The sequence below is a fragment of the Armatimonas sp. genome, assembly GCF_043757465.1.
Lineage (GTDB): Bacteria > Armatimonadota > Armatimonadia > Armatimonadales > Armatimonadaceae > Armatimonas.
Genome location: NZ_JAYVPL010000009.1, coordinates 81,036 through 87,844 on the forward strand (window position 1 = coordinate 81,036; position 6,809 = coordinate 87,844).

The 6,809-nt window shown below is 56.5% G+C and carries 7 protein-coding genes; all 7 read left to right on the top strand.

Annotated features, from left to right (window positions below; translation table 11 throughout):
• The first annotated feature begins 36 nt into the window (after positions 1-36).
• Positions 37-894: an MlaE family ABC transporter permease gene (locus ACH2ED_RS01535; protein ID WP_395088430.1), complete on the top strand. Its 858-nt coding sequence runs from the start codon at positions 37-39 to the stop codon at positions 892-894.
• Positions 895-952: 58 nt separating this feature from the next.
• Positions 953-1,687 (top strand): ABC transporter ATP-binding protein, encoded by a 735-nt coding sequence (locus tag ACH2ED_RS01540; RefSeq protein WP_395088431.1) that lies wholly within the window; start codon positions 953-955, stop codon positions 1,685-1,687.
• Between the two features lie 15 nt (positions 1,688-1,702).
• Positions 1,703-3,298: an MlaD family protein gene (locus ACH2ED_RS01545; protein WP_395088432.1), complete on the top strand. Its 1,596-nt coding sequence runs from the start codon at positions 1,703-1,705 to the stop codon at positions 3,296-3,298.
• Between the two features lie 4 nt (positions 3,299-3,302).
• Positions 3,303-3,749, top strand: coding sequence for a 50S ribosomal protein L9 (gene rplI, locus ACH2ED_RS01550; protein ID WP_395088433.1), 447 nt, complete (start codon positions 3,303-3,305; stop codon positions 3,747-3,749).
• A 76-nt stretch (positions 3,750-3,825) separates the two neighbouring features.
• On the top strand, positions 3,826-5,217 hold the full coding sequence (gene dnaB / locus ACH2ED_RS01555; RefSeq protein ID WP_394795651.1) for a replicative DNA helicase: 1,392 nt from the start codon (positions 3,826-3,828) through the stop codon (positions 5,215-5,217).
• 13 nt (positions 5,218-5,230) lie between these two features.
• Positions 5,231-6,496: a phosphoribosylamine--glycine ligase gene (gene purD / locus ACH2ED_RS01560; RefSeq protein ID WP_395088434.1), complete on the top strand. Its 1,266-nt coding sequence runs from the start codon at positions 5,231-5,233 to the stop codon at positions 6,494-6,496.
• Between the two features lie 215 nt (positions 6,497-6,711).
• Positions 6,712-6,809: GTP-binding protein (locus tag ACH2ED_RS01565; RefSeq protein WP_395088435.1), on the top strand; the 98-nt coding region annotated here is incomplete at its 3' end.

The following is a 6,809-nucleotide window of genomic DNA, read 5'->3' on the forward strand; positions in this document are numbered from 1 at the left end:
CGGGGTGCGGGTTCAATGGGGTAAACTAAAATTTATATGACACCCCGTTCCTCTCCCAAAGAAACCCGCCTGGTTAGCGAGGCAGCCGAGGTGTTCGAGGATGTTGGTGAGACGGCCAGTAAAATCATCCGTAAGACCCTGGTGCGCTCCTTTGAGTATCTAGGAGAGCTACTGACTCTGCTGTGGCGGGCCGTGCGGGCGATCTTTCAGGAAGGCATTCACCTAGGTGATCTCGCTCGTCAGCTTACCAGTGTCGGTACAGAGTCCCTTCCTATTGTTCTGCTGACTGTGGGCTTCTCCGGAGCGGTCTTGGCACTCTACACCGTGGGCTCTCTCACCAATCTGGGAATTGGCAACTTGCTTGGAGGGATTGTCGCACTCTCGATCGTTCGGGAAACGGGACCTCTTATCACTGCGGTCACTTTGATTGCACGCGTCGGGTCAGGGATCACGGCGGAGATCGGCGCGATGAAGACGACCGAGCAGGTGGACGCGCTCAGAGCAATGGGGATCTCTCCGATTGCCTATCTGGTTGTGCCTCGCCTGCTCGGCTGCCTCGTGATGGGGCCAATCATGACCCTCTTTGGAGATGCAGCAGGAATCCTCGGAGGGGGGATGATCGCTGTCAGCGAGGGACAGACACCTCTTCAGTACACGGACTCATTCCGTCAGCTTCTGGAGCCCAACGGCTCCGATATTCTGGAGGGGCTGCTCAAAGCATTGGTCTTTGGGACACTGATCGCGATTATTGCCTGTCGTGAGGGGCTAGAAACCAAAGGCGGTGCCGCAGGTGTTGGTCGCTCCACCAACCGTGCCGTGGTCTTTACTATCATTCTTGTGTTTGCAGCAGATTTTGTACTGACGTGGTTTTTCAAGGCCAAATCCATTGTCTGATCACTTGCCTGAGGGGGACACTCTCCCCCGGATTACCCTACTTGATCTACGCTATACTGTGGATGGCCGAGAGATTCTTGGTGGAATTACTCTGGATGTCGCTCCCGGAGAGATTCTCTGTGTTATGGGGCTCTCCGGTGCGGGTAAGTCAACAATTCTACGCTGCATTGCGGGGCTGGTGAGCGCCACCAGTGGTCAGCTCCTGATTGATGGTGTGGATATTGTCGGCAAGAAAGAGCGCGAGCTGCTGCCGATTCGCGCTAAGATGGGGGTGGTCTTCCAGTACGCAGCGCTCTTTGATTCGATGAATGTCTATGCCAATATCGCCTTCGGGCTACTGCGAGGCCCGCGTTGCAAAGAATTTCAGAAGAAGTCGCGTCAGGAGCTGACACAGCAGGTTCAGGAGCACCTAAAAGAAGTCGGACTGCCCGGAATCGAGAAGCGCTTGCCTCCAGAGCTCTCGGGCGGTATGCGACGACGGGTCGGCCTCGCCCGCGCACTGGCCACCGAGCCGGAGATCATCCTCTACGACGAGCCTACCAGTGGTCTCGACCCAGTGACGGCTGCCGCGATTGATCATCTGATTGTGCGTACACGCGACAATAAAAATGTCACTAGTGTTGTCGTTTCCCATGACATGCGGAGTATTTTCCGAATCGCGGATAAAATACTAATGCTCTATGAAGGCAAGGCACAGATCTATGGCACTCCTAGCGAGGTTCAAAGCAGTGATGATCCTGTTGTTCAGCAGTTTATTCGGGGCGAAGTCGACGGGCCGATTGAGATTGGTTAAGCTAAATGGGAAAATATGAGTAAGCGCGATTTAGTAACGGGGGTTGTGACTGTAGCAGGGGTGGCGGGTTTGCTCCTGGCCAAAGGCTGGCTCAATCAGAGCTGGGAGGAGCGCAACTCCACGGATTTTCGGGTCGCCTTCGATGATGCCAAAGGACTCAAGGGCGGCGAGGATGTACGGGTTGCGGGCTTTAAGGTGGGCTCCGTCAAGAGCATTCGCCTCTCTGATGATGGACGGCGTGCGGTGGTGCTGGTGCGGGTCAAAGACGGGGTCAAGATTCCGGTGAAGTCGCAGTTTAGTGTCGCGTCCGGGCTTCTGGGCGGTGGCGCGGTGGTGACAATAGTCCCAAGTAAAGAAACTACTTTTATAACGGATGAGACCACTAAACAGACTCCTCTGGAAGGAGAGCCCGCTGCCGGGCTGGACTCCGCGCTGGCGGGGATGAGTAAGTTTACCAATGATGATGCACTGCGCGAGGATCTGGTGGCGACCGCCCATAATCTGCGGGTTGTCAGCGAGAAAATCGCTAAAATGGGAGCAATTGGGGCGCTCGATGATTCCCAGGGAGACATCCAGGCGACGCTCCGCAATCTTCGTGCTACCTCCGCACTGCTTCCAGCGACCCTCAAAAAAGTAGACATTGTTATTGGCAATGCAGGTGAGGTCGCGGCCTCTGCCAAGACGCTCACGCCACTCCTAGAAAAACAAGTTGCCACCCTTTCGAAAGAGACTCAGACTCTCATCAAGGACCTGGATTCTGTGATGAAGTCCGGGGGACGGATCGCGGCGGAGACCGAGGGGCTCGCCAAAGAGGCCAAACTAACGGTTGCAGACAGCCGAGAAAGTATCAAGGCCCTTTTGCGCTCCGCCAACGATGCCGCGGCAGGTGTGGCTGGTCTCACGGAGCAGATGACTCAGCTGGTAGGCGATAAAAATCTAAAAGAAAATGTGCTCGCTACCACGACAAACCTCACTAAAATTTCGGAGAATCTGGTGGCGATCTCTCAGAAGCTTGACATGACCGCAGGAAAGCTTTCCCAAGTCGCAACCGATCCCGAGCTGCTTGATAACATTAAGATAACGGTTGCCAACGTGAAGGATGCGAGTGGTTCAGTAAAAAATTTGACGGCTCGTGTCGAGGCATTGCGACTGCCTGGCGAGAAAAAAGCAGGGACCGTATCCTCTGGTAACCAACCTCTTGGCAGTGGCAAGAAGCCGTCTTGGTATGAGTCAGGCTTGACCGGAGACTTTCTGTACGATACAAAGGCGGAGCGTTTTCAGCTCGATACCAACTATGCACAGGTTGTGGAGGGGCAGCTCTTTCGAGTCGGCATCACCGATACAACCGAGCGTAACCAGGTCAATGTGCAGGTCGGGCAGAAAAGCGGAGAGCTCTGGACGCGCTATGGCCTCTTTGGCAGTAAGCTGGGAGTCGGCTTCGACACGCAGGCAGGGCCACTACAGTGGCGCCTGGATGTGTTCGACCCAAACCGTTTTACTGTCAATACTCGGCTCCGAGCGCGGCTAAATAAAACAACAGCGCTGATTCTGGGACTGGATTCCGTGGGCAACGGGAATCGTCCTAGGGTCGGACTACAAATAAGGAAGTAAGTTTATGAACGTGATTTTGCAAAAGGATGTCGTCAAGGTCGGCAGAGAGGGCGAGGTTGTCTTGGTTTCTGATGGCTACGCTCGCAACTACCTGATTCCCCGAGGCCTGGCGGTGTCGGCATCGGGCGGCGCCCTGAAGATCCTGGAAGCGCGCCACGCCACTGAGGAGCGCAAGAGTGAGGCACTGCTTGCTCAGGCTCAGAAAGATCAGGCGACTCTTGAAGGCAAGACGATTAAGATCCTAGGTAAAGCGGGCGCGGGGGATCGTCTCTACGGCTCGATAACCTCAGGTGATATTGCGGAAGCTCTCAAGAAAGACCTGGGCGTGAGTGTTGACAAGCGCCGCGTGTTGCTGATGGATGTTATCCGCGCTCTGGGAACCTTCCATGTGGATGTCAAGCTCCACAAAGACATCACTGTCCCCGTGACTGTCGCGGTGGAAAAAGCGTAGGCAAGGCCGCGCGGACAAGCCAGGGCGCGGCAGTAAGCCGCGCCCTTTTGTATTTTTATAATGATCTGAGTTTTCTATGACCGGACGCGTTCCTCCCCAAAATATTGAGGCCGAGATGGCCGTGCTGGGCTCTATGTTGCTGGGAGACCGCAGCGCCATTGAGCGCGTCACCGAGTTTTTAGACAAGCAGGACTTCTACCGCGAAGCACATGGCCGCATCTTCGAGGCGATGCTCTCCTTGGTAGATAAAGACGAGCCTGTCGACATTGTCACTCTTAAGGATGAGCTTACGCGGCGTGGCACGCTGGAGCAGACAGGCGGCTATATCTACCTCATGCAGCTCGCCGAGTACGTCCCCACACCCGCCAACGTTGTCTACTACGCTAAGATCGTCTCCGAGAAGGGGGTTCTGCGCCGCCTGATCGAGACCGCCTCCGAGATCGCCGGTATGGCCTATGGCGAGACCGATGAAGTGGATACGCTCGTGGATCAGGCCGAGCGCGCGATCTTCAATGTCGCCCGCAAGCGCAAGACCGAAGGCTTCACCCCGCTCCGTCCCCTGCTCAACGAAGTCTTCGATCAGATTGACTCCGCCTACCACGATAAAGGTGTCGTCAGCGGCACCGACACGGGCTTCTATGACCTCAACTACATCACCAGTGGCCTCAAACGCGGTGATTTAATTATTATTGCCGCCAGGCCCTCCATGGGAAAAACGGCCCTGACGATGAATATTGGTCAGAATGCGGCAGGTAAGGGCAGTGTAGTGGCAACTTTCTCATTGGAAATGAGTAAAGAGTCACTTGTTCAGCGTATGATGTGCTCGGAAGCTAAAGTGAATGCCCATAAATTGCGTACGGGATTTTTGCAAGACGAAGAATGGTCTCGGCTCTCGGAGGCGGTGAACCGACTGTGGGACGCGCCGATGTTCATTGACGACACCACGGATATTAGCTCTCTGGAGATGCGGGCGCGCTGCCGCCGTCTGAAAGCCGAGCAGGGGGCGCTGGACTTAGTGATCGTGGACTACTTGCAGCTCATGCGTGGCTCCGCACGCAACTCGGAGAACCGCAACCAGGAGATCTCTGAGATTGCACGCGGCCTTAAAAGTCTCGCCCGTGAGCTCGATGTCCCGGTGATTGCCCTCTCCCAGCTCTCTCGCGCCGTTGAGCGGCGGGAAGACAAGCGCCCCATGCTCTCCGATTTGCGTGAATCGGGCTCTATCGAGGCGGAGGCGGATGTGGTTGCCTTTATTTACCGACCCTCGTACTATGCGCGCAAGGATGCAGTCTCCCAGGATGCCGAGGAAAAAGCCGAGCAAGAGGGGGGGGAGTACGAGGGCGAGGAGGCCGAGGTGATTATTGCCAAGCAGAGAAATGGCCCCACGGGCACCGTAAAGCTGGCGTTTTTGCCCAAGTTTGCTTGTTTTGCCAATCTGGCTCAGAATACAGACGGGCCGGATTTTTAGGGGGATCTTAATCATGAAAATCCTAGTTATTGGGGGTGGGGGGCGCGAGCACGCGATCTGCTGGAAGCTGGCGCAGAGTCCACAGGTACGTAAGATCTTCTGTGCGCCAGGCAATGCGGGGACGGCTGAGGTGGCGGAGAATATCGCCATTGATGTCATGGATATCGAGGCGCTGCGGGTTTTTGTGGAGCACCAGAGCATTGATCTGACAATTGTCGGGCCGGAGAAGCCGCTGATCGCGGGGATCGTGGATGTCTTTGAGGCGCGGGGGTTGCGGATCTTTGGGCCCAGCCGCGAGCCTGCGCAGCTGGAGGGCAGCAAGGTTTTCTCCAAGCGCTTGATGCGTGAGGCGGGGGTTCCCACGGCGGATTTTGAGGTCTTTGATGACCCTGAGAAGGCGCGAGCGTACTTGCGTGCGGCTGACTATCCGATCGTGGTCAAGGCCGATGGGGAGGCCGCAGGTAAAGGGGTGGTGGTCGCGCAAGACTACGCTGAGGCAGAGACCGCGATTCGTCAGATGATGGAGGAGCGGATCTTTGGGGCGAGTGGTGAGCGCGTGGTGATCGAGGAGTGTTTGCGTGGGCCGGAGGCGAGTATCTTGGCGTTTGTGGATGGCGAGACCGTCCGGCCTATGATTGCGATTCAGGATCACAAGCGCATCGGGGAAGGGGATACCGGAGCCAATACCGGCGGGATGGGAGCCTATGCTCCCGTGCGTATCGCTCCGCAGAGTGTGGTGGACGAGGTGACGCGGCGCATTATCGAGCCCACAGTGGCGGCGATTCGGGCGACGGGGATTCCCTACAGAGGCGTGCTCTATGCGGGGGTGATGCTGACAGAGAAGGGCCCGTATTGTATCGAGTTCAACTGCCGCTTTGGCGACCCCGAGGCGCAGGTAGCTTTGATGCTACTGGAGACGGATCTGGTTGATATCTGCCGTGCGGTCGTGGAAGTGGAGCTGGATAAAGTACCGGTGGTCTTTAGCCAGCGTGCTGCGGTGACGGTTGTGATGGCCTCGGAGGGGTATCCGGGGAGCTATCCAACGGGTGTGCCAATCACGGGGCTGGACGGAGCTCGTAAGCTCGATGCGCTGGAGGTTTTTCATGCCGGAACCCAGCGGGATGAAAGCGGGCACCTTGTCACGAGTGGCGGACGTGTCCTCGCGGTCACGGCGACGGGGGAGACTTTTATCGAGGCGCAGAAGCGCGCCTATGCTGGGGTGGATTTGATCCATTTTAAGGGGGCTGCCGTGCGTCGCGATATCGGATGGCAGGCGTAGAGAGAATTATCTTGGAATTTCTCTCTTGAGGCTATTGCGGTGCGCTGAGGGCTATGATAAACTGGCCGGGCACTTTCCCTAAGAAAGTGTTTGAATTTTAACTCCCGATTGGTTAGCCGTGACGGTCTGATGCAGCTCTCTGCGTCCAGCGTCCTCCGGCCACCTTCACAACAAAATACGACGCGTGCGGGTTGCGCACGGCTTGAGGATGTAGCATGGGTAAGGCAAAGTTTGAGCGATCAAAGCCTCACGTAAACGTGGGCACGATCGGACACGTGGATCATGGCAAGACCAGCCTGACAGCCGCGATTAC

Coding starts and splice junctions, on each gene's coding strand:
- ACH2ED_RS01535 (WP_395088430.1), top strand. CDS start 37: ATGACACCCCGTTCCTCTCCCAAAGAAACCCGCCTGGTTAGCGAGGCA.
- dnaB (WP_394795651.1), top strand. CDS start 3,826: ATGACCGGACGCGTTCCTCCCCAAAATATTGAGGCCGAGATGGCCGTG.
- purD (WP_395088434.1), top strand. CDS start 5,231: ATGAAAATCCTAGTTATTGGGGGTGGGGGGCGCGAGCACGCGATCTGC.
- rplI (WP_395088433.1), top strand. CDS start 3,303: ATGAACGTGATTTTGCAAAAGGATGTCGTCAAGGTCGGCAGAGAGGGC.
- ACH2ED_RS01545 (WP_395088432.1), top strand. CDS start 1,703: ATGAGTAAGCGCGATTTAGTAACGGGGGTTGTGACTGTAGCAGGGGTG.